Genomic DNA, 25,613 nt, shown 5'->3' on the forward strand with positions numbered 1-25,613 from the left:
GGAGAAAGCCCCGGCGTACGTCGGGGCTTTTTTTTGGACTTGGGGTTTTGGGGGATATCCGTTTTTTGGGTGATGGCTGCTATTGGTTCCGCCCTTACGGCGGGTCACTTTTGCAGACGCCCAAAAGTAACCAAAACGCTGTGCCCTGACGTCCGGCCCTCGCTAAGGCTCGGGTTCCTTCGCTCCGGGTTCATCCGGGGGCATCGCCTACGGTTTGCTTCGCTGCACCTCCTCTCGATGCTTTCCCCGTATGAATCCCTCCACTCAGCCTCCCGACGGGCTCTAAGATCAAAAGCAGGCGAGCTGACACTCGGCCTAATGGTTGGCTTGGGTTCGCCGCGATTTCATGTAGGAGCTGCCGAAGGCTGCGATCTTTTGATCTTGCTTGTGTAGGAGCAGAGCTTGCTCGCGAAGGCGGCCTTGTACTCAATCCCTGTGGGGAGCTGGCCTGCTAGCGAAGGCAACCTGTCAGCCAAAGTCTAAATGCCTGTGTTCACTCTTATCTGGTTCGCGGAAACCCATGGGTTCTCGCTGTCACCGTCGCACACAGACTCATCAGCAACAACGCGATCACAATCCATGGAAACGCCCCAACCCCCAAATTATCCAGCAACAACCCTCCCGCCAATCCACCCCCCGCAATCCCGACATTCCACAATGTCACCAACATCGATTGCGCAGTATCCGCAGCATCCTTCGCCGTTTTCGCCGAGGCTGTTTGCAGCAGCGAAGGCATCGCACCAAATGCGAGGCCCCAAACTGCCGTAGCGATGTAGATCACGCCAGCAGACTCGCGCCACAAACCCAACGCAATCGCCGACAGCATGAACAGTGCTGCGCTGATCAGTACCAATTCGCGTAGCCAGCGATCAATCAGGCTACCGACGATCCACAAGCTCAGCACCGACGCCAGGCCGAACACCAGCAGCACGCGGTCAACTGAGGTATCGAGTCCGGACGGTTGTAGGAACGGGGCGATGTAGGTGTAGAGCAGGTTGTGTGCGACGACGTAGGTCAAGGTCACGAACAGCACTGGTCGTACGCCTGGGAGGGTAAATACCTTACGCAGTGGCAGACGTTTTCCTTCGGGTTCTCCGGCGAAGTCGGGGACTTGCCAGCGTACCCAGATCACTAGCAGCACGGTCAGGGCGGTCATGATGGCGAAGCTCAGGCGCCAGCCGATCAAGGTGCCGAGCAGGGTGCCGGCCGGGATGCCCAGTGAAAGCGCAATGGGGGCGCCGAGCATGGCGACGGTGATGGCGCGGCCTTGCAGATGGGGGGCGACCATGCGGCTGGCGTAGCCGGCGAGTAGTGCCCAGAGCAGGCCGGCGAATATACCGGCGATCAGGCGTGCGATCAGGGTTAGCCAGTACAACTCCGAAAGGGCGGTGATGCTGTTGGCGATGGCGAAGCCGCCGATGGCGGAGAGCAGCAGGGGGCGTCGGCGCCAGCTGCGGGTGGCGAGGGTTAGTGGAATGGCGGCGAGTATTGAGCCGATGGCGTACATCGTCACCAGTTGTCCGATCAGTGCCTGGGAGACGTTCAAGCCGCTGCTCATTTGTGGCAGCAGGCCGGCGGGCAGGGCTTCGGTCATAACGGTGATGAACCCGGCGGTGGCCAGGGCCAGCAGGGCGCCGAGGGGTAAGCGTTCGCGTTGTTGGAGCGAAGCCTCAAGTGTGCGGCAGGTGAGTTGTGCGTCGTTCATGAGCATTCATCCGTGGGCAAAGGTCAACGAGTGCACAGGGTAGGGCGCTGCGCCCTGGTGAAAAACAGGTTAAGGTTCCGAACATATCGGACACGGATGTCTTGAATCGGGAGGGTGTATGGATCGCCTTGGCAATATTGCGGTGTTTATTCAGGTCGCGGAGACGCGCAGTTTTACTGAGGCGGGGCGGTTGACGGGTGTGTCTTCGTCGGCGGTTGGTAAAAGCATTGCGCGTCTGGAGGCGCGGCTGGGGGTGCGCTTGTTTCATCGCACCACGCGCAGTATCACGCTGACCAGCGAGGGAGCATTGTTCCTACAGCGTTGCCGTAAAATTCTCGCGGAGGTTGAGGCCGCAGAGTTCGAACTGTGTGATGCCGCCGCACAACCGCAGGGAAAATTGCGCATCAGCGTGCCGCAGGTGTTGGGTCTGGTGATGCCGGTGATGACTGAGTTCATGACGCTGTACCCGCAGATTGAACTGGATCTGGATTTGACCGATCGCATGGTCGACGTGGTTGAAGAGGGTTTCGACGCGGTGATTCGAACCGGCAAACCGCGCGATTCGCGGTTGATGGCGCGGCCGTTGGGCGAATTTCGGATGGTACTAGTTGCCAGTCCCGCTTATCTGCAGCAGCGGGGTACGCCGCAACGGCCTGCCGATCTGGCCGATCACGCCTGTTTGCGTCACATCTTTCACGCCACTGGCAAACTCGAGCCGTGGCCGCTACGGCGTGAGGAGGGTGCGGATGAGCCGAAATTGCCGACCCGGCTGGTGAGTACGTCCATTGAGGCGGTGAGCCACGCGGCGCTGGCGGGGATGGGCATTGCCTGCCTGCCGGATTTCATGACCCGCGACGCGGAATCACAAGGATTGCTGCATCGGGTGCTGGATACGCATCTGCAACATGTCGGGCAGTTCTGGGTGTTGTGGCCGTCGAGTCGCCACGCCACCGCGAAGTTGCGGGTTTTCATCGATCATTTGGCGTTGCGACTTTTTCCGGTAAATGAAGGTCGGATAGAGTTGTAACTGTTTCAAGACACTAATCCATACGGCGCGGGTCAGCGATCTGTTGCACAATACGCCCCGGACTGTTTTCCCCCAGGATGTTTAATGTTGATTTCCACTCCCTTGCGTGTTGTCGGTTTGGCGTTGTTGGTGGCTGCTGTCGCCGGCTGTTCGAAAGACAAGCCGATGTATGAGCATGAGAATTTCGACGATTCCGGCATGTTTTCGCGTAATTACCCGGTCGCCGACACCGCCAGTTGCGAAGCCGCGCGGCGTGCGTTGCTCAGCCAGGGTTACATCATCACCAGCAGCGACCCGAAACTGGTCAGTGGCCACAAGAGCTTCCAGCAGACCGGCGATACGCACCTGGAAATCAGCTTCAACGTGGTCTGCGCCGAAGACAGCAGCGGCAAGCATCACGCGACAATGTTCGCCAACGCCCTGCAGGATCGCTATGCGCTGAAGAAGACCAACAACTCGGCCAGCCTCGGTGTTGGCGTGTTGGGCTCGGTGTCGATGCCGATCGGCTCGTCGGACGACTCGATGGTGAAAGTCGCCAGCGAGACAGTGATTTCGCAGAAGTTCTATGAGCGCTTCTTCACGTTGGTCGAGCAGTTCCTGCCGGCGGATGCGAAGAAAGCGGCGCACATCGAAGAGAAGCCGAAGGCTGATCTGGGCGTACCTGAGCCCAAGCCAGTTGCTGCGCCATTGGCGCCAGTGCCGGCGGCAGAAACCGCGCCTGCGCCGACGCCGAAGCCGACGCCAGCACCTGCCACCGAGCCAGCACCAGCACCAGCCGAAGTTGCCCCGGTCAGCTCTGAACCTGTTGCCCCACCTGCGGAGTCCGCTCCGATCACCCCGGCACCCGTCGCAGAACCTGCACCGACACCGGAAGTGATCGCCCCCCCGGCCAATCCAACAGACATCCCGCCACCGTCCGAACCAATCCCGGCGATGCCAGCCTCCGGCCAGTAATCCAGAACCGAATTACTCCCCCTGTGGGAGCGGGCTTGCTCGCGAAGGCGGCGTATCATTCGATGTCTTTATCAACTGACACGGCCCCTTCGCGAGCAAGCCCGCTCCCACAGGGGTTTTTGGTGTGGCCAAAGAATTCGTGACATCCTGCTAACTGCCGGCATCCGAACCAATCCCGGCGACGCCGCCTCCGGCCAGTAATCCAAAGCCGAGCCATATCCTCTGTGGGAGCGGGCTTGCTCGCGAAAGCGGCGTATCAGTCGATATATTTATTAGCTGACACGGCCCCTTCGCGAGCAAGCCCGCTCCCACAGTGGTTTTTGCTGTAGGCATAAGATTTCGTTACATTCCGCTGACAATAATCCCGCGATAAATTCCTGACCTGCTGCTACGTTTTATCCATGAAGGGCGCGTTTCATTTTTCCTTCACACGGGCACTTTATGCTCGGGGCATGGGTCGATTGATCAGGCCATTTTTCAGAGAGCAGTAGGGGGATTACGCAATGGATGACTATCAAGAAGAGCTGCTCGAATTTCACGCCTACGAACTGGATCAGCCTGAACCTGCTGAAGACGCTACCGAGCTGTAAGCGTCACGCGGTTTTACGGTGACTACGCCGAAATTCGCCCGGGGTCTGGCCGCTCCAGCGTTTGAATGCACGCTGAAAAGCCTCGGCTGAGGCAAACCCCAGCAGGTAGGCGATTTCACCGAACGCCAGTTCCGTGTCGCGGATGTAGGTCATTGCCAGATCACGGCGAGTGTCATTGAGGATCGCGCGAAACTGTGTGCCTTCCTCGGTCAGTTTGCGCCGCAACGTCCAGGTCGGCAGCTTCAAGCGCGCCGCCACTTCTTCCAGGTCGGGTTCCCGGCCACCATTCAACAACGGCCCCAATAACTGCGTGATGCGTTCACGCAGGCTGCGGGTGCGGGTCAGTTGTTCCAGTTCTCGCTCACACAATTGCAACAAGTGCCGCCAGGTGCTCGGGCAGTGTTCGGGGTTACGTTGGGCGAGGCTGGTCAGGCTCAGGCGCAATTGATTGCGCTCGGCACCGAACTGGATCGGGCATTCACCCAGCACGCTGTAAGCGTCGCGGTAATCCGGCGCGTCGAACTCGATCTCGATACGCTCGGCGCGCAGCGGTTCACGGCTGACACTGGCGAGCTGATGTAGCCATCCAGCGATAATCGAATCCACCACAAAACGGTTGTAGGCGTTGTACGGGCTGATCGAATAGAAACGCAGCCACGCGCCATTCGCGTCTTCGTGAAAACTCGATTGGCCACGGTAGTTGGAGCCGTACAGCGGTTCGAAACGAATCAGGCAACGCGCCGCTTCACGCACGGTCGGCGCTTGTGCGGCGGTGACGCCAGCCAATCCGGCCTGACTCAAGCGACTGAGCTGGCCCATACGCAAACCCAACGCCGCATCACCGGTCAGTTGAATCGCCGCATGGCCCAAACGCATGTAGCGCGGAATCGATAACCGCGCGCCAGCTTCGGCCAGTCGCGCGGCATCCAGACCGTATTGCTCCAGCAGCGGCAGCGGATCGGCGCCATGACTGCGCACGGCATCGGCGAGGCTGTGCACGAAACCCACCGATAAATCGCCCAGACGCATCGGCTGCGGTTTCATGGCTTACAACCAGACGTTCAGCAAACGTGCGCCACGGGCCTCGCCATCGGCGAACTGTTGGCCGTTGCTGCTGAGGAAGCTCTGCCCCGAACTCAACTTGTCCCAGAACTGCCCGCGCAGGAACACGCTCATGCCGGCCAGCGCGTTGTTGGCGGGCGGTTGCGCGGTTAGGGTCAGGCGATGCCAGGCCTGACCTTCGCTGACTTCACCGGGTTTGAGGCTGACCGAACTCGGTGTACTCGAACCCTTGTAGCCGCCCCACGGTTGATCCCACACGTTGTGCCCGACGACAAACGCCGGCACCGCCACCAGTTGCGCACCTTGGGCGTCGAGCTTGCGGTAGTTGTCCGGATACCAGCTGTCGCTGCCGATCAGGATGCCGAGGCGCCCGGCCGGGGTGTCGACGACGTTGATGGCGTGTTGATCTTCGCCTTCAAGCACATCACGTTGATCGAAGATCGGGTGCATCTGCCGTTGTGGCTGGCCGAGCGGCACGCCGTCACGACCAAACACCACGCTGCTGTTGAACAGCGCGCCGCTACCGGGTTTGAGTTGACCGTCACGAATACTCGGCTCGGGCAGCACGATGGAACCGGCCACCAGCGTCACATGAAATTCCTTGGCCAGACCGCCGAACAGCGCCTGGTAATCCTTGGCCATCGACTTGGACTTCATGCGCAGATGCGCGTCATTCAGTCGGTTGCTGCCCTTGGCCGTCAGCCACGCACGAGCAAACAACAACGGATTGCTCGCCGCCAGCCAGTTCATCGCTTCGGTGAGCGTGGGCGCCTGATACAGCTCGTCTTTTTCGCCGCTGATCATCAGCCAGGTGCCGACGTGCTCGGGCAATACGACGATTGTCTTGTCATTCAACAAGCCTTGATCCTGCGCTTGCTGCAGATACGCCGCGAGCTTGCGGTGCAGGCGCTCGGGGCTTTGATAGTCGGTGGGGTAGAGTTCGGGCTGGATGCCCAAGAGATTGCCACGGTCGGCGGGTGTGCCTTGATCGACCGCGAGTTTGATTCGCAGATCCGACAGGTAATGTCCCGCCGGGCGGTCTGCCGCCCACATGGCGTAGGAAGCAAGGACGGCCACGAGGGCCATGGAAAATGTCAGGTACAGAAGTTTGCGCATGAATTCCAACAGAACCGGGTGCATGGTGTGACGCGGGTCGATGATACCTCAATAGTGCCGGGCGAGGGCGCAGGCACGGGGCCATGCCTGCGCCTGACACTCATTGCAAAGCGCCGACGGCGTGGTGCGAACAGGCCGCCAGGTCTTCCAGAAACGCTTCGAGAATGGGCGGCGGCGCGATGCCGCGCCGGGTGATCACGTCGAACGGCGAGACCAGTTGCAGGCTGTCCGGGGCCAATTGGTGCATCTCGCCGGTCTTGACCCATTGTCGGGCGAAATGTGCCGGCAGGAAGCCCAGGTAGGCACCGGAGATCAGCAGGATCGCCAGCGCCTCGATGTTATCCACCGTGGCCGCCGCTTTGCTCACGCCGAGATGCTCAAGATCGTATTGCTGCATGTAACCGCGCACGACAATGCGACTCTCGGTAATCGCCTCGAGCAGTTCAGCACCTTCGGCCTGGCTGCCATACAGCGGATGGCGGCGCCCGCAATACAAGCCCAGCGCTTCCTGATACAGCGGCGTGTGCAGCAGGCCCGGCACATGGATCGGGAAATGGCCGATGGCCAAATGCAGTCTGCCGTCGAGCACGCGTTCTTCGAGTTCGGCGGGGGTGCCGACGTACACATTGAGATGCACGTCATGGCCGCGAGAAACGAAACGCTGAGTCGTACGTGGCAGCGGCGAGTCGGGGTCGGTGATGGTGGTGTCGATGATGCCGAGGTTGAGCTTGCCGCTGATGTGCTGCTTGAGCACGTCAGCGTCCATGCAGAAATTCTCCACTGCCGACAACAGGCGCTGGGTCGCTTCATGAATGGCCACGCCTTGCTCGGTCAGGCGAAAACCGCCGCGCCCGCGCTGACAGAGCTTTACGCCGAGGCGGGTTTCCAGGTGCGACATCTGTTCGCTGATGGTCGACTGGCCGGCATTCAACGCCGCCTGCGCTGCGGAGAAACCGCCGCAACGAACAATCGTGGCAAACACCCTGAGCAACTTCAAATCGACATCGTGCAGCTGAATCACCTGGAACCTCCCGCGTGTGGATGCATCGGTAATGCCGATATGAGTATCTGATGTTTGGCATTTTTTCCACGAAAACCTGCGCCCATAGTCACTGCAACGACGGTCGCCTTGCAGTCCGCCGAGCCGATAACAACAAGTGGAGAGGCTTGAAATGTCCAATAACGGTTATGAATCCGGGCGCCTGAACTTGCCTTTCGTGGGGCATTGCACCTTCGGCAAATCACCGGTGTGCACCGACTGGGACTCGCTTGATGCCGATGTCGCGGTACTCGGCGTGCCCAACGATATGGGCACGCAATGGCGCTCCGGCGCACGTTTCGGGCCACGCGGTATACGCGAGGCGTCGACGCTGTTCTCCTTCGGTCACGCCGGTGCCTACGATCACGAAGATGACGTGATGTACCTGACCGCCGCCGATGTGCGCATGGTCGACGTCGGTGATGCCGACATCGTCCACACCGATATGGTAACCAGCAATCTCAACACCGAATACGCGGTGCGCAAGATCCTCGATGCCGGTGTCATGCCGGTGGTGCTTGGCGGCGATCACTCGGTGCACGCGCCGGTGATAAAGGCATTCGAGGGGCGCGGGCCGATTCACATCATTCACTTCGATGCGCACCTGGATTTCGTCGATGAGCGCCACGGCGTTCGTTACGGCCATGGCAACCCGCTGCGCCGCGCCTCGGAAATGAACCACATTGTCGGTATGACCCAAATGGGCATCCGCAACGTTTCCTCGTCCAATCGTGATGACTACGAAGCGGCCCATGCGGCGGGTTCGAAGATCCTCTCGGTGCGCGACGTACGCCGCCTCGGGGTGGAAGGCGTGTTGGCGCTGATCCCGCAGAACATCAACTACTACATCACCATCGACATCGACGGTTTCGACCCGTCCATCGCCCCCGGCACCGGCACGCCGAGCCACGGCGGTTTCCTCTATTACGAAGTGCTGGAAATCATTCAGGCGCTGGCCAAACGCAGCCAAGGCAACATCGTCGGCATGGATCTGGTGGAGGTGGCGCCGGTGTATGACCCGACCGGCATGACCTCGATTCTGGCCGCGCAACTGTTGCTGAACAGCATCGGTTTCATCTTCCACGAACGGGCCAAAGTGCGCGCCGCCGACAGCGTTGCCACCCCCGCCTGAGCCGTCCGGCAGAGAGAATAAACATGGACACGATCGTCAAGCAGTACCTGCAGAAATTCGGAGTATCCGAAGCAACGCAAACCTTCCTTGGCAAGGCGCAGAAGTTGTTTATCGGTGGCGCGTTTGTCGATGCCAGCGACGGGAAAACCGCTGATGTCATCGAACCGTCGACCGCCGGCCTGATCACGCGGATTCCGATGGGCACCGTCGAAGATCTCGATCGCGCAGTGCAAGCGGCGCGCGCGCAGTTCGACGGCGGTGCGTGGCGCCAGGCAAAACCGGCAGAACGCGAACGCTTGATTCAGCGTCTGGCAGATCTGATTGAACAGAACGCCGTCGAGCTGGCGGAAATCGAATCGATCGACATGGGCAAGTCCGTGGCCTTCGCCAAGGACGTCGATATTCAGGGCACCGTCGATACCCTGCGCTACTTCGCCGGGTGGGCGACCAAACTTCACGGGCGTACGGTCGAGCCTTCGCTGCCCGGCAACTATCTGGCGTATACGCGCAAAGAAGCGGTGGGCGTGGTCGGCGCAATCGTGCCGTGGAATTTCCCGCTGCAAACCATGGCCTGGAAACTCGGCGCGGCGCTGGCCACCGGTTGCACGGTGGTGGTCAAACCGGCCGAACTGACCTCGCTGTCGGCGTTGCGTTTTGCCGAATTGGTGAAGGAAGCCGGGATCCCCGCCGGCGTCATCAACATCGTCTGCGGGCGCGGCACCGTGGTTGGCGCGGCGATGGCCTCGCACCCGGGCATCGACAAATTGACCTTCACCGGCTCGACGCCGGTCGGCCGTACGGTCGGGCGCGCCGCCGTCGACGAAATGAAGCGACTGACGCTGGAACTCGGCGGAAAATCGCCAGTAATCGTCTTCGCCGATGCGGACATTCCGGCGGCGGCACAAGCGGTCGCCAATGGCGTGTTTTTCAACTCGGGACAGGTCTGCGATGCCGGCACCCGCGCTTATGTGCATCGCAGCGTCTACGAACAATTCCTCGGTGAACTGATTGCCTACACGCGCACATTGAAGATCGCCCCGGGGCTGGATCCCGACTGTTTTATCGGCCCCTTGGTTTCGGCCGTGCAACAGCAGCGCGTGCGCGATTACATCGAGACCGGCAAGCAGGAGGGCGCCGAACTGGTCTATGGCGGCCAACCGATTGAAGGCCCTGGCTTCTTTGTAGAACCGACGATTTTTGCCCATTGCCGCAACGACATGCGCATTGTTCAGGAGGAGATTTTCGGCCCGGTGCTGGTGACCGCGCCGTTCGACGATGACGAAGAAGCGCTGGCGCTGGCCAATGACTCGGCGTTCGGCCTCGCGGCGGCGCTGTATTCCAATGATCTGGGCAAGGTGCACAGCCTGATTCCGCGTTTGCGGGCGGGTTCGGTTTACGTCAACGCCCACGGCACTCTCGACCCGTCGATGCCGTTCGGTGGCTACAAACAGTCCGGTTTCGGCAAGGATCTCGGCGCCGAGCAACTCGACTATCTGCTCGAAACCAAAGCGGTCTGGATCACGCTGCCCTGACCCGGCAAGCCTCAAGGAGAAAGCACTGAACAACCCCTCTCCACGGGGGAGGGGCAACCCGAAAGGATGCCGTTACTTCGTCATGATCTTCCAACAATAAGAGCCCATCATGAACATAGAAGCCAAAGCCGCTCCTGGTGTGTCACTCCTCGGCGACAAACCTGTCGTCGAGGGTCATTCGATCGATTTCATTCCGGAAAACGAACGCACCGACAAGTTATCGAGTCAGGGGCCGTTCTGGTTTCTGGGCAATTTCACTTTCTTCACCATGACCATCGGTTTCGTTGGCCCGAGTGTCGGGCTGACCGCGCTCTGGACGACGCTCGCCGGCACGCTGGGCATCATGTTCGGCACACTGTTCATGGCGTTTCATGGCTCGCAAGGCCCGCACCTTGGGTTGCCGCAAATGATCCAGTCGCGGGCGCAGTTCGGTTATCGCGGGGTGATTCTGGTGCTGCTGGCGACACTGTTTGTGTTCGCCGGTTTCAACATCGTCAATCTGGTGTTGATGATGCAGGGCATGCACACGCTGTTCGGTTTCGAGCCATGGTTGGTTGCCGTGGCAGTGACGATTCCGGCGGCGATTCTGGCGATCCTCGGCCATGACTGGATGCACCGCAGTTTCAAATGGGCGTTGTGCCTGTCGATTCCGTTGTACGGTCTGGTGACGTTGGCCGTGCTGATGGGCTGGGTGCCGGATGCGCCGCTGCCCGTGCTCGCCGCCGGGGACATCGCGCCACCGCCACTGGGGTTTAACTGGACCGGTTTCATCGCGCAGTTTGCCGCCGCCGCCAGCTACAACATCGCCTACGCGCCTTACGTCTCGGACTATTCACGGTATCTGCCGAAGAACACCTCCAGCGGCAAGCTGATTGCCGTGGTGTTTGTCGGCGCCTCGTTGTCCGGCGCGTGGATGATTTCCGTGGGCGGTTGGCTCGCCGATCACCTGCATTCCACCGACGTGCTGGTGGCGCTCGGACAGGTCGGCAATGTGATGTCGCCACTGGTTGGCATAGCCGTGGTGGTAATCACGATTCTGGCGATCCTGCCGGTGATCGCGATGAACATCTACAGCGCCAAACTGACCACGCTGACGTGCGTCGACTCGATCAAAAAAATCCAACCCACACGCAAGGCACGGGTGCTGGCGATCACCTTCGTGATCCTCCTGCAATTGGGCGTGGCGCTGAGTATTCAAAGCACGGGCAAAGGTTTGTCGGTGCTGGGGATTTACCTGGTGGTGATGCTGTACTTCCTGGTGCCCTGGACGTCGGTCAACCTCACCGACTACTTCTTTGTGCGCAAGGGCCGCTACGCCATCCCGCACTTCTTCATGCCCAAGGGCAACATCTACGGCAGCTGGGGTCTGCGCGGCATCGCCGCGTACGCCATCGGGTTTGTCGCGATGATCCCGTTTTTCTACATCTACGACGGCGTTGAACAGCGCGAGGTGTATGTCGGCCCGCTTGCCAGAGCGCTGGGCAGCATCGACATCGCCTGGCTGGTCGGGCTGCTCGTGTCGGGACTGGCGTATTACTGGTTCAGCCGCTCGATCGACCTGGCGAGCGAAGAAACCGTGATCCGCCAGATCGAAAAAACCTCTCCGCAATACACCACCGGCGACTCGCTGACGCGACGCGTGTCGCCTGCAATCAAGCCATCGACGGCCGGGAGATAAGCATGGCTACGCAAAAATACGACTACATCATCATCGGTGCCGGCTCCGCCGGTTGTGTGTTGGCCAACCGCTTGAGCGAAGACCCGGACACCTCGGTGCTGGTTCTGGAATTCGGTGGCAGCGATCGCAGTGTGGTGATCCAGATGCCGAGCGCTTTTTCGATTCCGATGAACACTAAAAAGTACAACTGGCGCTATGAAACCGAACCGGAGCCATTCCTCAACGGACGGCGCATCCATTGCCCGCGTGGCAAGGTGCTGGGGGGTTCTTCATCGATCAATGGGCTGGTCTACATTCGCGGTCACGCCTGCGATTTTGACGAATGGGAATCCCTTGGTGCGCAAGGCTGGGGCTACCGTAATTGCCTGCCGTATTTCAAACGTGCCGAGCACTATGAAGCAGGCGGCGACAACTATCGCGGGCAGACCGGGCCGCTGCACACCACCAACGGCAACCACATGAAAAATCCGCTGTACGGCGCGTGGGTGCAGGCCGGCGCCGAGGCGGGTTACATCAAGACCGACGACTGCAACGGCTACATGCAGGAAGGTTTTGGCGCGATGCACATGACCGTGAAAAACGGTGTGCGCTGTTCAACGGCCAACGCTTATTTGCGCCCGGCGATGGCGCGCCCGAACCTGACAGTGATCACCCACGCGATGACCCGGCAGATCATCCTCGACGGCAAACGTGCGGTCGGCGTCAGCTATGACCACAACGGCCAGACGCATGAGGTCTATTGCCGGCGCGAAGTAGTGGTTTCGTCCGGGCCGATCGGCTCGCCGCACCTGCTGCAACGCTCCGGCATCGGCCCGGCCGAGGTGCTGCGCAAGGCCGGCATCGAAGTGCGCCACGATCTGCCCGGTGTCGGTGAAAACCTGCAGGATCACGCCGAGGTGTACATCCAGTTCAGTTGCAAGGAACCGGTGACCCTCAACGGCAAAATGGATCCGCTGAGCAAATTGCTCATCGGTTTGCGCTGGCTGCTGTTCAAGGATGGCCTCGGCGCGACCAACCATTTCGAGGCTGGCGGGTTTATCCGTTCGGACAAGGGTTTGCGTTGGCCGGACATCCAGTTTCACTTCCTGCCGGCGGCCATGCGTTACGACGGCAACAAGCCGATCAAGGGCCACGGCTTCATGGTGCTCACCGGGCCGAACAAACCCAAGAGCCGCGGCTATGTGCGCGCACGCTCGGCGGATCCGTACGAGCATCCGCAGATCCAGTTCAATTACCTGCAACGCGAAGAAGACCGCGAAGGTTTCCGCCGCTGTATCCGCCTGACCCGGGAGATCATCGGCCAGAAAGCCATGGATCGTTTCCGCGACAGCGAGATCGCTCCCGGCGTTTTGGTTAACAGCGACGAAGACCTCGATGCCTTCGTTCGCGAAAACCTCGAAAGCACCTATCACCCGTGCGGCTCCTGTCGAATGGGCGAGGACGCGCTGGCGGTGGTGGACTCCGACCTGCGCGTGCACGGCCTCGATGGATTGCGCGTGATCGATTCGTCGGTGTTCCCGAGCGAGCCGAATGGCAACCTCAATGCTCCGACCATCATGCTCGCCGAACGCGCCAGTGATCTGCTGCGCGGGCGGGCGATGTTGCCGCCGTCAGAGGCGCCGGTGGGGTTGGTGCAGGATTGGGAGAACAGCCAGCGCACATCGTTGCCAGGGCGCAATGTCCGGGTTTAGCTGTTCGAGTGATCCAGCGCCGAGGTAGGTGGTGTGCATTTAGATCATTAAGTTGTCAGTTACGGTCATTGAGTGATCACGGTGCGGCTCTTAGTCTGTCGAACATGACTGACGGGGGACGCAGAGCTCCCGCAACTTTTCCGTGATTGCTCGTTGTGGAGTTACCGATGACCGCCGCTCATTACCCGCACCTGTTGGCCCCGCTGGATCTGGGATTCACCACGCTGCGCAACCGCACCCTGATGGGTTCGATGCACACCGGCCTGGAAGAAAAACCGGGCGGTTTCGAGCGCATGGCGGCGTACTTCGCTGAGCGTGCGCGCGGCGGTGTTGGCCTGATGGTGACTGGTGGTATTGGCCCGAACGACGAGGGCGGCGTTTATTCTGGTGCGGCCAAGCTGACCACCGAAGAAGAAGCGCTCAAACACCGCATTGTCACCCGTGCGGTGCATGACGCGGGCGGCAAGATCTGCATGCAGATTCTCCACGCCGGTCGTTATGCCTACAGCCCGAAACAAGTGGCACCGAGTGCGATTCAGGCGCCGATCAACCCGTTCAAACCGAAAGAGCTGGACGAGGAAGGCATCGAGAAGCAGATCAGTGATTTCGTCACTTGCTCGGTGCTGGCGCAGACTGCCGAGTACGACGGCGTCGAAATCATGGGCTCGGAAGGTTATTTCATTAACCAGTTCCTCGCCGCGCACACCAACCACCGTACCGACCGTTGGGGCGGCAGCTACGAAAACCGTATGCGCCTGCCGGTGGAAATCGTCCGCCGTGTGCGCGAAGCGGTGGGCCCGAACTTCATCATCATTTTCCGTCTGTCGATGCTCGACCTGGTCGAGGGCGGCAGCACCTGGGATGAGATCGTCACCCTGGCCAAAGCCATTGAGCAGGCCGGCGCGACCATCATCAACACCGGCATCGGCTGGCACGAAGCGCGGATTCCGACCATCGCCACCAAAGTGCCGCGTGCGGCATTCAGCAAGGTCACGGCCAAGCTGCGTGGTTCGGTGAGCATTCCGTTGATCACCACTAACCGCATCAACACCCCGGAAATCGCCGAGCAGATTCTCGCTGAAGGCGACGCCGACATGGTTTCCATGGCGCGACCGTTCCTCGCCGACCCGGACTTCGTCAACAAGGCTGCTGAAGGCCGCGCCGACGAAATCAACACCTGTATCGGCTGCAACCAGGCGTGCCTCGATCACACCTTCGGCGGCAAGCTGACCAGTTGCCTGGTCAACCCGCGTGCCTGCCACGAGACCGAGCTCAACTATCTGCCGGTGCAGCAGATCAAGAAGATTGCCGTGGTCGGTGCTGGCCCTGCCGGTTTGTCTGCCGCGACCGTGGCGGCCGAGCGTGGCCATCAGGTGACCTTGTTCGATTCGGCCAGCGAAATCGGCGGTCAGTTCAACATCGCCAAGCGTGTGCCGGGTAAAGAAGAGTTCTTCGAAACCCTGCGCTACTTCAAGCGCAAGCTGCAAACCACCAATGTTGAGGTGTGCCTGAACACTCGCGTTGATGTGGCCAAACTGGTTGAAGGCGGCTACGACGAAATCATCCTCGCCACCGGTATCGCCCCGCGTCTGCCGGCGATTCCCGGCGTTGAGAACGCCAAGGTGTTGAACTACATCGACGTGATCCTTGAGCGCAAACCGGTTGGCAAGCGTGTCGCGGTGATCGGCGCGGGCGGCATCGGTTTTGACGTCTCGGAATTCCTTGTTCATGAAGGCGTTGCGACCAGTCAGGATCGCGCCGCGTTCTGGAAAGAATGGGGCATCGACACGAAACTGGAAGCACGCGGTGGCGTCGCCGGGATCAAAGCGGCGCCGCATGCACCGGCGCGTGAAGTGTTCCTGTTGCAGCGCAAGAAAACCAAGGTCGGCGACGGTCTGGGTAAAACCACTGGCTGGATTCACCGTACCGGTTTGAAGAACAAGCAGGTGCAGATGCTCAACAGCGTGGAATACCTGAGCATTGATGATGACGGTCTGCACATTCGCATCGGCGAAACCGGCGAGCCGCAATTGCTGGCGGTGGACAACATCGTGATTTGCGCGGGGCAGGATCCATTGCGTGAGCTGCACGATGGCCTGGTCGCGGCGGGGCAGAATGTGCACCTGATCGGCGGCGCGGATGTCGCGGCAGAGCTGGATGCCAAGCGCGCGATCAACCAGGGCTCGCGCCTTGCAGCCGAACTTTGATTCCGCAGGTCTAGAGTGCCAATGGCCATCGCGAGCAGGCTCACTCCTACAGGTTTTGTGTTCGCTGCAAAACCAATGTAGGAGTGAGCCTGCTCGCGATGGCTGCCTATGAGCGACTAGAATGCTGGCTCTGTCCAGATTGAATAGCCGCCAATGCTTTTGCCTCCCTCCGATTGGCTACCCCAAGCCCCCCTCGAACCCCTTCATCTGGACTGGCTGACCGCCGCCGGCATCGAAGTGGCGATCCTGCGTCTCGACCTGATCGACCCGCTGATCAGCGGTAACAAGTGGTTCAAACTCAGCGAACACCTCAAAGCCGCTGACCGTGTGGGCGCCGAAGGCATCATCAGCCTTGGCGGTGCGCACTCCAATCATTTGCATGCGTTGGCAGCAGCGGGGAAACGGCTGGGGTTCAAAACCGTGGGGCTGTTGCGCGGGCATGCGCAGGAAACGCCGACGGTGAAGGATTTGCAGGCGTTCGGCATGCACCTGCATTGGTTGGGGTTTGCCGGTTACCGGGCGCGGCATGAGCCGGGGTTCTGGTTGCCATGGCGGGCGCAGTATCCAGAGTTGCACGCGGTGCCGGAGGGTGGCGGGGGATTATCGGGTGCGCTGGGTTGTGTGACGCTTAAAGAGCAGGTCGACGCGCAATTGCATTCATTGGGCTGGAGTGATTACCACGGCTGGTGGCTGGCGTGCGGCACCGGGACGACGTTGGCGGGATTGGTGCTTGCCGAGGCGGGGGCGCATACGGTTTATGGTGCGTTGGCGGTGCCGGAAGATCACGGTGTGGCGCCGCAGGTTGAGTCGATTCTGCGAGAAGCGGGGCGGGTGGATGCGGGGTATGAATTGATTGATGCCAGCCGAGGTGGTTTTGCCAAGGTTGATCCGGGGTTGCTCGCGTTTATTGAACAGACCGAACAGGCTAGCGGTGTGCCCTTGGAACCGCTGTATACCGGCAAAGCGCTGCTGGCCCTTAAGGAACAAATTGGGTCAGGTAAATTTTCCAGCGGCACACGACTTATCTTCATCCACACTGGCGGCCTGCAGGGCAGACGCGGTTTCCAGCCCCGATAGATGAGGTTTTTGTGGCGAGGGGATTTATCCCCGTTGGGCTGCGAAGCAGCCCCCAATTCAACCACCACAGTTCAGCCACCACAGTTCAGCCTGACTCACAGCATGTTGAGGTTTTGGGGCCGCTTCGCAGCCCATCGGGGATAAATCCCCTCGCCACAATGAACTGCATAACCGCAGGTACTTCACCCGCGCTTCGGCATCATCCGCAGCAACGTGTTATCCCTCACCACATAATGGTGATAGATCCCCGCCAGCGCATGCAGGCCGATCAGCCAGTAACCGATCGTGGCGATCAGTACGTGCCAGCCCTCCACCTGTTTGGCGAAGGCTTTGTCCTCACCCACCAGCAGCGGCAGATCAAAACCATAGAACATCACCTGATGCCCCTCGGCGCTGGTGATCAGCCAGCCCAGAATCGGCATGCTAATCATGAACAGGTACAACGCCCAGTGCATCAGCCGCGCCAGTACGGTTTGCCATTGTGGCGAAGCGGGGAAGATTTTCGGTGCCGGGCCGAGGCTGCGCGCGAGCAGTCGAAACCACACCAGCACGAATACGGTCAGGCCGAGCATGTAATGCACTTCGCGGATCAGCGTGCGGCCGCCGCTGCCTTTGGGGAAGAAGCCGCGCAATTCCATGCTGGCATACACCAGCACCAACAACACCAGCATCAGCCAGTGCAGCAGAACCGACACGGTGCTGTAGCGAGATTCGGAACTTGTCCACGGCATACGGTGTTTCCTCACAGATCAGGGTCAACACTGCCGTTCTAGGGCGACGGCATGCTTTAACTGTAATCCGCTTTGGCGGATTTGCCTGAGGCTGATCGGACTTTCAATGCTCTGAATCACGGGTTTCATGAAAAAAAACGCCAGCGTCGGGCAGACGCTGGCGTTTTTGTTTACTGCGGGCCGGGCAATCAGCTCGATTGCGGCATCTCACCCTTGGCCAGACGCTTGTTGATGTCGGCAATCACTTCCGGCAAATCAGTGATGGTGTCGATCATGTAGTGCGGACGCGAGCTTTCGAACAGCGCGTGGATGCGCTTGCGTTCGCTGGCCAGTTCATCGCTGCCCAAGGCGCGGAAACCTTCGTAATCCAGGCCCAGCGCGTTGCCCGAGCAGATCAGCGCGACCGTCCACATCCCGGCGCGACGGCCTTCGAGAATGCCCGGCACGGTGTCGTCGATCTTCACGCAGGCGCCGACGTCGTCGATGCCCAAGGCAATCACGTTGGCCAATGCCTGAGCCGGCCATGGGCGACCGTTCGGCACCTCGTCGGTGGCGACCACGTGATCAGCGACATAACCGTTGGTGGCGGCCAGTTCGACGACTTTGTCCATGACCTGCTTCGGATAGCCGGAGCAGGAGCCGATCTTGATCCCTTGCTGACGCAGGTTGGCGATGGTTTCCAGCGCGCCGGGAATCAGCGCCGAGTGCTCGGCGATCTTCTCGATCTGCAGCGGCATGAAGCGGTTGTAAATCGCGGTGACGTCGTCATCGGTCGGCGTGCGGCCGAAAACCTTGCGATAACGCTCGGCGACCTGCGGCTGATCACAGAGGGTGCGGATGTGATCCCACTTGCCCATGCCCATCGGGCCACGGGCTTCTTCGATGGAGACCTGCACATCGAATTCGGCAAAGGCTTCGACGAAAATCTGCGTCGGCGCGAACGAACCGAAATCGACCACGGTACCGGCCCAATCGAGGATCGCGGCTTGCAGCTTGCTTGGATTGACGTAGTTCATGGCAATTAAATTCCTATGTTGGCAATGCAATTCAAACTGTAGGAGTGAGCCTGCTCGCGATAGCGATTGTTCATTCAACATCGTCGTCGACTGACACGGCCTCATCGCGAGCAGGCTCACTCCTACAGGGGATTTGTGTGGAGTTCAGATTTCGAGGACTTCCATCTCACGCAGCACTTCACCAACAGCCGCCACCGCTTGGCGCATTTGGTCCGGGCTGACATGACCGATGCAGCCGACACGGAAGGTCTCAACCTGAGTGAGCTTGCCCGGATAAAGGATGTAACCCTTGGCCTTGACCCGTTCGTAGAAGTCCTTGAACTGATAACGCGGATCGCTCGGCGCATGGAACGTGGCAATAATCGGTGCTTGAATCGCCGCCGGCAGAAAACTGCGCAAACCGAGTTTGCCCATCTCTTCCATCAGCGCCTGGCAGTTGGCGGCATAACGCGCATGCCGTGCCGGCAAACCACCTTCTTCGTTGTATTGCAGCAAGGCTTCATGCAGCGCCGCGACCACGTGGGTCGGCGGGGTGAAGCGCCATTGACCGGTTTTCTGCATATAAGCGTGTTGATCAAACAGATCCATCGCCAGCGAGTGCGAATTGCCAGCCGCAGCGGCCAACGCTTCCTTGCGGGCGAAGACGAAACCCATCCCCGGCACGCCTTCCAGACACTTGCCGGACGCGGCGATCAGCGCGTCGAACGGCACTTTCTGTGCGTCCACCGGCAGGGCGCCGAAGGAGCTCATGGCGTCGATGATCAGGCGTTTGCCGTGCTGTTCGACGACGTGGGCGATCTCTGGCAGCGGATTGAGAATCCCGGTACTGGTTTCGCAATGAATCAGCGCGACGTGAGTGATATCACTGTCGGCGCGCAGCAAGCGGTCGACGTCGGCGGCGGTGGTCGGTTCGTCTTCAGCGGTTTCGAAGGTGCTGAACGAGCGGCCGAGCACTTCGCAGATTTTCGCCAGTCGTTTGCCGTAAGCGCCGTTGATCAGCACCAGGACTTTGCCGTCGCGCGGCACCAGTGTGCCGATGGCCGCTTCGACGGCGAAGGTGCCGCTGCCCTGCAACGGCACGCAATGGTGAGTGGCGGCACCGTTGAGGATCGCCAGCAATTGTTCGCAGAGGCTGGCAGTCAGTTGGTTGAAGCGGTCATCCCATGACCCCCAGTCGACCATCATCGCCTGGCGGGTGCGGGCCGAAGTGGTCAACGGGCCGGGAGTGAGCAGGATGGGTTCGGCAATACTCATTCGTGTGTCCTCGGATAGCGCTGTGGGATGAAGCTACGGGGCATACGTTGCAATTCGGCGTTGCATCAATCAAATTGTTTGTTGTTATGCCAGCCATCAGTGAGAGTTATCCATGAACCTGTTCCAACTGCGCGCCTTTGACGCCGTGGCCCGTGAAGGCAGCTTCACCCGCGCTGCTGCGCGGTTGTTCATCAGTCAGCCGGCGGTCACCGGACACATCAAGGCGCTGGAGGAGCACTACCAGATCACCCTGTTGCGCCGCACCGCGCGACGGGTGGAACTGACCGAGGAGGGCACCAAACTGGCGGCGATCACCCGCGCGATGTTTGGCCTCGCGGAAGAGGCGCAGACCATGCTCGAAGCCAATCGGCAATTGCTCACCGGGCGCCTCGAAGTCGCGGCGGACGGCCCGCACATGGTCATGCCGATGTTGGCGAGCCTGCGCGCGCGTTATCCGGGGATCACGGTGAATCTGCGTTTGGGCAATGCTCAGGAAACCCTCGCGGCGCTGTTATCCGAGCACGCGGACGTCGCGGTATTGACCGAAGTCGAGCCGCGCAAAGGCCTGCACCTGCAAGCGCTGAGCGAGTCGCGGATTTGCGCACTGGTGCCCGCCGCGCATTCGTGGGCAACGCGCCAAGGCGAGGTAAAACTCAAGGAGCTGGATCAAGTGATCATGGTGCTGCGTGAACCGAGTTCGATCACCCGACGAACGTTTGACGAGGCCTGTGCGCAGGCCGCAATCCATCCGCGTGTGCTGCTGGAGCTGGACAGCCGCGAGGCGGTGACGGAAGCGGTGGCCGCCGAGTTGGGCGTCGGCGTGGTGTCATCGGTGGAGGTCAGCCATGACCCGCGCGTGGTGGCGATTCCGATTGTCGGCGACGGCTTGGTCAACCGGCACATGATCGGTTGCATGGAGCGGCGGCGGGAATTGCGCTTGATTCAGGCGTTTTTCGGTTTGGCACCGGCCTGAATCAAGCAATCGCCAACTGCGCTTGCGCCGGCAGGATCGCTGTAGTTTTGCGCGTGACCTCGATTCTCGGGTAATCGGCCTGCTCCAACTGCATGCCTTCGAGCAGATCCAGCGCAGCAGCCGGATCGTTCAGCGGCAGCGTCTGCAACAGCTTCACATCGAGATTCCACCACTGACTCTTGAGCAACCGTTCGATGGTCTGCGGGTCATGCCGGTACTTGATGATCTTCGCCGGGGTGCCGGCAACGATCGCGTAGGGCGGCACATCCTGAGTCACCAGCGCACGCGTCGCGATAATCGCGCCAGTGCCGATCTGCACCCCTTCAAGAATCATCGCGCTGTGCCCGACCCAGACGTCGTGGCCGATGGTGACGTCGGCCACCACCGGGTCGAAGGTCAGGGCGGTGTCGGTGTACTGAAAGGGATGAGAACTGAGCCAGTCTGTCGGGTGAGAACTCTTTTGCTGGCCGATAAAGCAGCGGGTGCTGATCGAGCAGAACCGCCCAATCGAGGACACGGCGGACAGCACGCAATCGCTGCGAATGTAGGTGTGCGCACCGATGTTCAGGTGTTTCGACTCGATCACCACATAGCCGATGGACACGTGCTCCTCGAGCGTCAGCCTGGATCGCTTGTGCAACGAGGAAATGCCACCGGCGACTTTGCAATCGTGCTGGCGAATCCATTTCTTCCAGAAATGATCTCGAACGGAATTGATTAGTTTTTTCACGATGCGTTCTTCGATTCCGTGATCGCAACTCTGCGAAAGGTGTTGGGAAATAATTTGTCACAGGAGCTCAGGCGCCAGTGTAGCCGACGATCTCGATTCGACTGAATACGAAAATTCCGACGTTACGCCAGACTCTCGCGCACCATTTCCAGAAACGTCGCCACCACGCGCCGCGAACTCTGTTCGCGCAGGCACACCAGCGTTTCCGTCAGGCGTCGTGTGCAGTCGATAATCGGCAATGCGCACACCCGCGAATCCGCCCCAAATTCTGCCGCCGACACCACCCCGACACCAATCCCCACCACCACGGCCTCACGCGCCGCTTCCCGGCCTTCGACCTGAATCGCCGGACGAATGCGAAACCCGGCCCGGGCCATTTCTTCTTCCAGGGTTTGCCGCGTTACCGAACCGTGTTCACGCAACACCAACGGCGTGTCATCGAGATCCGCCAGGCAGATCGACTCGCGCTCGGCCCACGGGTGATTACGCGACACAAACGCGACCATCGGATCGTTACGCAACGGAACACAGAGCAAGCGTTCATCGCTGACATCACGCCCGAGCAGGGCCAGATCGGCCTGATAGTTGAACAGGCGAAACAGCGATTCGTCGGTGTTGCCGGTCTCGATCTTCACGCTGATCCCCGGATAGCGCTCGCAGAACCGCGCGATCTGCGGCAGTACATGCACCGGCGCATCCACCGCCAGAATCAGGCTGCCGGTCTGCAAGGCCTGGGATTCCTGAAGTAATTCCTGCGCTTCGGCTTCGATCACGAACAGCCGCTGGGTGATCGCCAGCAAGCGTTCGCCCAGATCGGTCAGGCGCACGGAACGTTTATTGCGGTGAAAAAGCAAAACGCCAAAGCGTTCTTCCAGTTTGCGCACCTGGTCGGAAATCGCCGGTTGCGTGAGGTAGAGCCGCTCGGCGGCTTTGGTGAAGCTGCCATGCACCGCGACGGCGTGGAAGGCTTTGAGTTGAGCGTGGGAGACTGCCATGGCGACTCCTGGTGCGAGATCAGTTCAGTAACAAGCTGAGCTTATGAGTGAAATACGATAAATCGATTTTATTTATTAAACAGTAATTGCTTTGATCGGCTCACGCCATCGCTGACTGCTCGGTCGAGCAGCGGCGTTGGCCATGAGCCTGTGCGTGCAACAGCAGGCCTCATCTGACCGGTACCGCCAGAGGGAAGGGTGGTATCGCAGTGCTCAACAATAAAAACACAGGCGTTTTGCTTAACGATTCTGCCGGCACACTCACACCCTGAGGTCAGAACCACAATGAACAAGCACATCGGCACCATCGCACGTTGGCGCGTGCAGATTTTCGCGATTACCTGGCTTGCGTACGCCGCTTTCTACTTCACCCGCAAAGCCTTTTCGGTGGCCAAACTGGGCATCGCCGAAGACCCGACCTTCATGCTCGACAAAATGGCCATGGCCAACCTCGACGCCATCTATCTGGCGGCGTATGCCGTGGGCCAATTCACCTGGGGCATGCTCGCCGACCGCTTTGGCCCACGGGTCGTGGTGCTCGGCGGCTTGCTGATTTCCGCCGCAGCCGCGTTGGTGATGGGCAGTTACGCCACACTTCCGATTTTCGCCACTTGCATGCTGATACAAGGCCTGGCGCAGTCCACCGGATGGTCGGGGTTGTGTAAAAACCTTGGCAGTTTCTTTCCTGCGAAGGAACGCGGGCGGGTGCTTGGCTTGTGGAGTTCCTGCTACGCGTTTGGCGGTCTGGTCGCGTCGCCGTTCGCCGGTTGGTGGGCGTATACGTTGATCGGCAGTTGGCACGCGGCGTTTATTTCCAGCGCGGTGGTGGTGGCAGTGGTCGCGGTACTGTTCTTTATCTTCCAGCGCAATAAACCGGAAGACGTCGGCCTGCCGGAAGTGGATCCGGAGCCGGTACTGACCGCTGAGGAAACCGCAGCCAACAGCAAGCTAAGCGTGTGGGAGCCGCTCAAGGAAATCCTGCGCAACCGCACGGTGTTGGTGCTCGGTCTGGCGTATTTCATGTTGAAACCGGCGCGTTACGCGATTCTGTTATGGGGCCCGGTGATCGTGTTTGAGCAGATGCCGAGTGTCGGCAAAGTCGGCGCGGCGATCATTCCAACGTCGTTTGAACTGGCCGGATTGCTCGGGCCGATCCTCATCGGCCTGGCCTCGGACAAACTCTTCGGCGCGCGGCGCATGCCCGCCTGTGTCATCAGTTTGCTGGCGCTGACCGTAACGCTGGCGCTGTTTATGGCCGCGCTGCAAACCGGCAGTGTGTTGCTGGTGGTCGCGCTGCTGTTTGTCATGGGCCTGACCCTGTATGGCCCAGACTCGATGATCAGCGGTGCAGCCGCCATCGATTTCGGTAAAGCCAAGGCGGGCGCCACGGCGGCCGGTTTCGTCAACGGTTGCGGCTCGGTCGGCGCGGTACTCGGTGGTTTGCTGCCGGGTTATTTCGACTCGGTGACGGTGTTCATCGTCTTCGCCGGTTGCGCCCTGTTCTCGGCGCTGGTGCTGATCCCGCACTGGAACAGCCGCCCGGTTGGCGTCATGGAGCCGCGCGCCTCAATCCCCAATTGCCCGCTGACCATCAAACCTCTGCGTACCTGAAAACCCGCTGCCGCGTGGCCTGCTGCGACGTTCGCGGCAGGCTGCGCCGTGGCCCACTGACTGGAGAATTCCCATGAGACCGTTTTGGCTGGAGCAGGCCTTGCAGGCTGATACGTCCGAGACTTGCCCGCCGCTGCAAGGCGAAGTGCGCACCGATGTGTGCATCGTCGGCGGCGGTTACACCGGGTTGTGGACGGCGATCATGCTCAAGCAACAGAACCCCGAACTCGATGTGCGGCTGATCGAAGCCGACATCTGCGGCGCTGGCGCCAGTGGCCGTAACGGCGGTTGTGCGCTGTCATGGTCGGCGAAATATTTCACCCTGGAACGCCTGTTTGGCGTCGAGGAGGCGGTGCGTCTGGTCAAGGAATCCGAGCGCAGCATTCATGCGATCGGCGAGTTCTGTGAGCAGTACGGCGTCGATGCCGATTACCGCCTCGACGGCACGCTGTACACCGCGACCAACCGTGCGCAAGTCGGCTCGACCGATGCGGTGATCGCGGCGCTGGAGCGTAACGGCATCAACTCTTTCACCCAGCGGCCGGTCGCTGATGTGCAGCGCATGGCCGGTTCCGGCAAACATCTGGAAGGCTGGTTTTCACCAGCGGCGGCCAGTGTGCAACCGGGCAAGCTGGTGCGCGGATTGCGGCGTGTGGCGTTGCAACTGGGCGTGACGATCCATGAAAACACAGCAATGACCGGTCTGGAGGAAGGGCGGCCGGCGCGCATTCAGACGCCCAACGGCAACATCATCGCCGACCGCGTGGTGTTGGCGATGAACGCGTGGATGGCCCGGGCCTTTCCGCAGTTCGAACGCAGCGTGGCGATTGTTTCCAGCGACATGCTGATCACCGAACCGCGCCCGGATCTGTTGCAGGAGATCGGTTTGACCAGCGGCGTCACCGTGCTCGATTCGCGGATTTTCGTGCACTACTACCACAACACCCCGGACGGCCGGATCATGCTCGGCAAGGGCGGCAACACCTTTGCCTTTGGCGGGCGGATGCTGCCGGTGTTCGATCAGCCGTCGCCGTATGCCGGGTTGCTCAAGCGCAGTCTGGATGACTTCTTCCCGGCGTTCAGCGATGTGAAAGTCGATGCGACGTGGAACGGGCCGTCGGATCGCTCGGTGACCGGTTTGCCGTTTTTTGGGCAGATGAGCAGCAGCGGCAATGTGTTCTACGGGTTTGGCTATTCCGGCAGCGGGGTTGGGCCTTGTCACATGGGCGGGCAAATTCTGGCGTCGCTGGTGCAGGGGATGGATAACGCCTGGACGCGTTCGCCGATTGTGAACGGGCCGCTGGGGTATTTCCCGCCGGAGCCGATTCGTTATCTGGGCTCATTGATGGTGCGCAACGCCATCCGCCGCAAAGAGCGCGCCGAAGATCACGGCCACCGGCCACGGCATCTAGACGTGCGCCTGGCGAAATTCGCCGCTGCTGCCGGCAAAGCCGACAAAGCCTGAAGGGTTGAAAACAACCCCTGTAGGAGCT

At 60.4% G+C, this 25,613-nt stretch carries 20 protein-coding genes; 11 read left to right on the forward strand and 9 right to left on the reverse strand.

From position 1 onward, the window contains the following. Window positions 1-499: 499 nt before the first annotated feature. On the reverse strand, window positions 500-1,705 hold the full coding sequence (locus ACZZ0D_RS06700; RefSeq protein ID WP_463552735.1) for an MFS transporter: 1,206 nt from the start codon (window positions 1,703-1,705) through the stop codon (window positions 500-502). 118 nt (window positions 1,706-1,823) lie between these two features. Here ACZZ0D_RS06700 and ACZZ0D_RS06705 point away from each other — a divergent pair, with 118 nt between their 5' ends. Together ACZZ0D_RS06705 and ACZZ0D_RS06710 are read left to right on the forward strand one after the other, a co-directional pair. Then, window positions 1,824-2,732, forward strand: a complete 909-nt coding sequence (locus tag ACZZ0D_RS06705) for a LysR family transcriptional regulator (protein WP_463552736.1) — start codon at window positions 1,824-1,826, stop codon at window positions 2,730-2,732. 84 nt (window positions 2,733-2,816) lie between these two features. Further along, the gene (locus tag ACZZ0D_RS06710; protein WP_463552737.1) at window positions 2,817-3,686 is read left to right on the forward strand and encodes a DUF2242 domain-containing protein; all 870 of its coding nucleotides are present in this window, start codon (window positions 2,817-2,819) and stop codon (window positions 3,684-3,686) included. Window positions 3,687-4,279: 593 nt separating this feature from the next. Here ACZZ0D_RS06710 and ACZZ0D_RS06715 read toward each other — a convergent pair. The 3 genes from ACZZ0D_RS06715 to ACZZ0D_RS06725 form a co-directional block, all read right to left on the reverse strand. Further along, entirely contained in the window at window positions 4,280-5,320 is a 1,041-nt protein-coding gene (locus tag ACZZ0D_RS06715; RefSeq protein WP_463552738.1) for an AraC family transcriptional regulator, read from the reverse strand. Window positions 5,321-5,323: 3 nt separating this feature from the next. Continuing rightward, a complete protein-coding gene (locus ACZZ0D_RS06720) occupies window positions 5,324-6,454 on the reverse strand; it encodes a carbon-nitrogen hydrolase family protein (RefSeq protein WP_159815340.1) in 1,131 nt (376 codons plus the stop codon). Window positions 6,455-6,554: 100 nt separating this feature from the next. After that, window positions 6,555-7,475, reverse strand: coding sequence for a LysR family transcriptional regulator (locus tag ACZZ0D_RS06725; protein WP_053121776.1), 921 nt, complete (start codon window positions 7,473-7,475; stop codon window positions 6,555-6,557). A gap of 151 nt (window positions 7,476-7,626) precedes the next feature. Here ACZZ0D_RS06725 and speB point away from each other — a divergent pair, with 151 nt between their 5' ends. The 6 genes from speB to ACZZ0D_RS06755 all read left to right on the forward strand — a co-directional run bounded on the left by speB (window position 7,627) and on the right by ACZZ0D_RS06755 (window position 16,810). Continuing rightward, complete coding sequence (gene speB, locus ACZZ0D_RS06730) at window positions 7,627-8,625, forward strand: agmatinase (RefSeq protein WP_463552739.1); 999 nt, start codon at window positions 7,627-7,629, stop codon at window positions 8,623-8,625. A gap of 23 nt (window positions 8,626-8,648) precedes the next feature. Continuing rightward, window positions 8,649-10,157, forward strand: a complete 1,509-nt coding sequence (locus tag ACZZ0D_RS06735; protein ID WP_463552740.1) for an aldehyde dehydrogenase family protein — start codon at window positions 8,649-8,651, stop codon at window positions 10,155-10,157. Window positions 10,158-10,266: 109 nt separating this feature from the next. Further along, window positions 10,267-11,835: a purine-cytosine permease family protein gene (locus ACZZ0D_RS06740; RefSeq protein ID WP_463552741.1), complete on the forward strand. Its 1,569-nt coding sequence runs from the start codon at window positions 10,267-10,269 to the stop codon at window positions 11,833-11,835. Between the two features lie 2 nt (window positions 11,836-11,837). Next, window positions 11,838-13,526 (forward strand): choline dehydrogenase, encoded by a 1,689-nt coding sequence (gene betA / locus ACZZ0D_RS06745; protein ID WP_463552742.1) that lies wholly within the window; start codon window positions 11,838-11,840, stop codon window positions 13,524-13,526. Between the two features lie 167 nt (window positions 13,527-13,693). Further along, entirely contained in the window at window positions 13,694-15,733 is a 2,040-nt protein-coding gene (locus ACZZ0D_RS06750; RefSeq protein ID WP_053121765.1) for an NADPH-dependent 2,4-dienoyl-CoA reductase, read from the forward strand. A gap of 153 nt (window positions 15,734-15,886) precedes the next feature. Further along, a complete protein-coding gene (locus ACZZ0D_RS06755; RefSeq protein ID WP_463552743.1) occupies window positions 15,887-16,810 on the forward strand; it encodes a 1-aminocyclopropane-1-carboxylate deaminase/D-cysteine desulfhydrase in 924 nt (307 codons plus the stop codon). A gap of 182 nt (window positions 16,811-16,992) precedes the next feature. On the opposite strand, the gene ACZZ0D_RS06760 is transcribed toward ACZZ0D_RS06755, so the two are convergent. The 3 genes from ACZZ0D_RS06760 to ACZZ0D_RS06770 all read right to left on the reverse strand — a co-directional run bounded on the left by ACZZ0D_RS06760 (window position 16,993) and on the right by ACZZ0D_RS06770 (window position 19,811). Next, complete coding sequence (locus ACZZ0D_RS06760) at window positions 16,993-17,541, reverse strand: cytochrome b (RefSeq protein ID WP_053121761.1); 549 nt, start codon at window positions 17,539-17,541, stop codon at window positions 16,993-16,995. 188 nt (window positions 17,542-17,729) lie between these two features. Continuing rightward, window positions 17,730-18,557 (reverse strand): phosphonoacetaldehyde hydrolase, encoded by an 828-nt coding sequence (gene phnX, locus ACZZ0D_RS06765; RefSeq protein WP_053121759.1) that lies wholly within the window; start codon window positions 18,555-18,557, stop codon window positions 17,730-17,732. 144 nt (window positions 18,558-18,701) lie between these two features. Beyond that, window positions 18,702-19,811: a 2-aminoethylphosphonate--pyruvate transaminase gene (locus ACZZ0D_RS06770; protein WP_282358772.1), complete on the reverse strand. Its 1,110-nt coding sequence runs from the start codon at window positions 19,809-19,811 to the stop codon at window positions 18,702-18,704. 112 nt (window positions 19,812-19,923) lie between these two features. On the opposite strand from ACZZ0D_RS06770, the gene ACZZ0D_RS06775 reads away from it, so the two are divergent. After that, entirely contained in the window at window positions 19,924-20,784 is an 861-nt protein-coding gene (locus tag ACZZ0D_RS06775) for a LysR substrate-binding domain-containing protein (protein ID WP_426619676.1), read from the forward strand. Between the two features lies 1 nt (window position 20,785). On the opposite strand, the gene ACZZ0D_RS06780 is transcribed toward ACZZ0D_RS06775, so the two are convergent. Together ACZZ0D_RS06780 and ACZZ0D_RS06785 are read right to left on the reverse strand one after the other, a co-directional pair. Then, window positions 20,786-21,514, reverse strand: a complete 729-nt coding sequence (locus ACZZ0D_RS06780; protein WP_463552744.1) for a CatB-related O-acetyltransferase — start codon at window positions 21,512-21,514, stop codon at window positions 20,786-20,788. 122 nt (window positions 21,515-21,636) lie between these two features. After that, a complete protein-coding gene (locus ACZZ0D_RS06785) occupies window positions 21,637-22,509 on the reverse strand; it encodes a LysR family transcriptional regulator (RefSeq protein ID WP_053121752.1) in 873 nt (290 codons plus the stop codon). Window positions 22,510-22,794: 285 nt separating this feature from the next. Here ACZZ0D_RS06785 and ACZZ0D_RS06790 point away from each other — a divergent pair, with 285 nt between their 5' ends. After that, entirely contained in the window at window positions 22,795-24,120 is a 1,326-nt protein-coding gene (locus tag ACZZ0D_RS06790; RefSeq protein ID WP_053121750.1) for an MFS transporter, read from the forward strand. Window positions 24,121-24,187: 67 nt separating this feature from the next. After that, window positions 24,188-25,585 carry an FAD-dependent oxidoreductase gene (locus tag ACZZ0D_RS06795; protein ID WP_463554767.1) on the forward strand — a complete coding sequence of 466 codons (1,398 nt, stop codon included), beginning with the start codon at window positions 24,188-24,190 and terminating at the stop codon, window positions 25,583-25,585. Window positions 25,586-25,613: the final 28 nt, after the last annotated feature.

This window comes from Pseudomonas sp. AC193 (assembly GCF_979258075.1).